The 3,202-nt window shown below is 54.1% G+C and carries 4 protein-coding genes; all 4 read right to left on the reverse strand.

What is annotated here, in order from left to right; translation table 11 throughout:
- A partial coding sequence (locus LHW45_11185) for a hypothetical protein (GenBank protein ID MCB5286132.1) occupies window positions 1-505 on the reverse strand: 505 nt, incomplete at its 3' end.
- 4 nt (window positions 506-509) lie between these two features.
- The gene (locus LHW45_11190; GenBank protein ID MCB5286133.1) at window positions 510-1,400 is read right to left on the reverse strand and encodes a hypothetical protein; all 891 of its coding nucleotides are present in this window, start codon (window positions 1,398-1,400) and stop codon (window positions 510-512) included.
- Entirely contained in the window at window positions 1,397-2,395 is a 999-nt protein-coding gene (locus LHW45_11195; GenBank protein MCB5286134.1) for an InlB B-repeat-containing protein, read from the reverse strand. The genes LHW45_11190 and LHW45_11195 overlap by 4 nt, the downstream gene beginning before the upstream one ends.
- Entirely contained in the window at window positions 2,388-3,077 is a 690-nt protein-coding gene (locus LHW45_11200) for a putative Ig domain-containing protein (GenBank protein MCB5286135.1), read from the reverse strand. The genes LHW45_11195 and LHW45_11200 overlap by 8 nt, the downstream gene beginning before the upstream one ends.
- Window positions 3,078-3,202: the final 125 nt, after the last annotated feature.

The raw sequence follows: 3,202 nt of genomic DNA on the forward strand, positions 1-3,202 counted from the left end.
CGTTCAGCCAAACGTGGTATACTCCCGTCTCTCTTGGGACTCCGGTGACCACACGGTGTGCCTGATCATATGTCAGCCACGAGACTGTTCTGCCAGAAGAGTCCTTAACCGTCAACGAAGGCATTTCTGTGCCTGTATAGATGCAGTACCGATACTCGGTATTCCTTGCGACAGATGCTGCGGGGGCGCTGTCGTAAATTCCTATCCAGCGCGACACGTGCTCGGTCGCACCTGTGGACGATGTGATGACCGCCTGCACCAAGTAGAATCCGGAAGAGTAAGTGGTTTCGACGGACGGACCTTTTACGATCCGCCCGTCACCGAGGTCCCAAATTACCGTCTCGCCGGAATCGAGGTCTACGGTCAGCTCCACCGCATTGCCGTTCTGCACGGTGTGTATCGTCCTGACGGAAGCGGCCTCGCTGTCGCTGACACCGACCATTAGCACGAGCATTCCTCCGACGAGGACCGCTATCACGGCAACTACGGCGACGGCTTTCTTCACGAAATCACAGCCAGAATATCGCTCCAAATGCAGGACTGTTCGTCGGCACGAGCTTGCTGACTGCCGTAAGGACGAACGTTTCGGTGAGGTCGGCGTATCCAGCCTTTGTGATCGTCACCGTTATTGTGTACTCCCCGGTTGCTGGAGGGACACCATAGACGTTGGTGCCGTTTACGGATAGCCAATCGACCCCCGACACAGTCATAGTGGCACCGGATAGCGTAGTGGACGTCCAGCTCCAGTTAACGCCTGCAATAGCATTGCCTGAAGGCGCGGTGTAAGGTATCTCAAGCAGAGGGACGCCCGTCTTGTTGGTGAATAGTCCTATGTTTGAGAGACTGTTCGAACTCGGCGTATTGATAGAGATTGTCTGAGAAGGCACCACATATGAGCCGTCGTAGTAGTATTCTGTGGCAACCATCTCACCCACCGTAACAGAACTGACTGTGTATGTGGATGACGTTGTGTAGTCTATGGCGATAACCTTGGCGTTTGTCCGTCCATCATAATACCTAACGGTTGTTAGATCAATATCCCCGGCATTTACGGCATACAGGTACATCTTTTCGCTCGTGGGATTTCCTGACGGATCGTAGAACGTGTAATCAACAGCATATGTTCCGGCCGCTGGCGCAGAGCCGGTGATGCCAGTACCCGTCAAAGATATCCAGGAAGGCTTCGATGTAACATCGAATCCGCCATCCGCCATGTCAAGATTTACCGATATGGTATGCCCGACAGAGACAAAGTAAACGTGGTCAAAAGTTGAGGGAATGTAAATCATATTGGGAGAGGCCTCTGACTCGTCAGGGTTTGCGAACAGTGCAACCCCTGCCCCCGCCATCAAAATGCAGACGGAGGCCATGGCCAAAAGGGTTTTATTGGCTCTTTTCAAAGCCTCACCCCACCGAATCCATTGATTATTTCGGGTATATCGATTATATCGAGGATTCCTACCGCTGCGAGAGCAATTAGAATCAGCGTTATGACCGACAGGCCGACACTGCGCGATGCGACTGCCGCAACCCCAATCACCAGGGCGACGACCACAATAACGATCTCGGTCCCGTTGACAGTGACCTTCTTCTCGGATTCGGGTTCCGGATCTAGAGTGGCGTCGACAACTTTACGGTAGATTGTCAGGTCGGACGTTATTGTTGTGTTCCAGTTGTATTCGTTTGTAAGACCCTCATCCGTGTAGTATGTGACTGTCTTTCCCTCGGGTGCCGTCGGCTTGACTGCCGTTGCTCCGTCGGACACAGTTATGGTGTTCACCGTTGTGCCGTCCGGTCCTCTGATGGTCAGAGTGTGCGTAACCACCTCTACATCGGACCAGGACGCATACGCCGTGAGGGGCGCTGTCATGTTTTCGGGCCATACGAGCGGGACGGTCAACTCAGCGTCTGCGAACCATCCCAAGAAGCTGTGTCCCTCCCAGACGGGGTCAGCGGGCCGGACGGCTGTGCCGTGTGTCTCGACATAGACACGGTCCATTGCCGGAGCTCCGGCAGGCATGACATATTCAACGTAAGGGTTGCCCATAACGTGCAACAGGAAGTAGCCTGTCGCGGTCGAACCTCCATTGTAAGAATTGCGCACTGTCTGAGTAACGATGTAGTCGCCAGGAGCTGCGTAAGTGTGGGAGGGATTCCATTCGGTGCTGACAGGCGAGTCGTCTCCGAAGTCCCACTCAACGCTCTCAGCATCTGCGCCGTTGAACATCATGTGTATGGTCAGCGACCAGAACTCTCCCTGGTCCGCAATCTCAGCGTCAGGAGGGACGTCTGCCGCGAAGGCAATACCTGCAGATCCAAGCATGGACAGGATGAAAAGAGATATGACCGCGGCGGAGGCTCCCGACGCGATCAATTCCTGCTTAAGATCAGACATAGAATATCGCTCCGATGCTGGGATCATTGGTCGCCACGAGCTTGTTGTAGATCGTGAAAGTAACAACGAGGTCCTTCGTCTCGCCGAAGCTCGACATTGCGGTCAGATAGATGGTCTGAACGCCCATGCCTGTGGGAGTGCCCGTAACCTTACCGGTCGCAGTGTCGAGAGTCAGCCCGGCAGGCAGTGTCTTGCCGGACGTTACAGCCCATGTGAAGGTCCCCATTCCGTTAGCGGTGGGGGTCATGTTGACCGTTCCGCCGGTAACAATATTGACCTGAGAGCCTGAAACAGACATGTTAGCCGCTATGTTGAAAAGGATCGGAATCTCGACGGACTGCGTAGGGTTGGTGGTAGTTGCGAGCAGTGTAACCTGATACTGGCTTCCGACAGCGGTTCCCGCAGGGACGTTGACTGTCAGCGTCTTGCCCGAGAGAGTTCCCCAGGTGCCGCCTGTTCCGGCGGTTCCTACACCCTGCGACTTGATCGTTACCGTAGGATTGAGATCAGCGGGGAACGTGGGCGTGTATGTATATCTCATTCCGGGGGCGATGGTGATCTCCGTCGCCGTGGCGGCCTCCGCCTCGTCGATGCCGGACATGATGAACATCGACCCGCCTCCCGCAAAAAGAAGGGAGACAGCGACGATCGCCATGATTCTGTTGGTCTGTGTTTTAGACATTGAATATAGTCCGACCGCCCGATCTGACGTCGAGAGGTCATGACATTATCTTCTGAGGCGTATTTAGATAATATTTGACTGATGTTAACCAAAAGGTTAAAATTATGATTCAGAAGGAAATCCTT

The organism is Candidatus Cloacimonadota bacterium (assembly GCA_020532085.1).
GTDB lineage: Bacteria > Cloacimonadota > Cloacimonadia > Cloacimonadales > Cloacimonadaceae > Syntrophosphaera.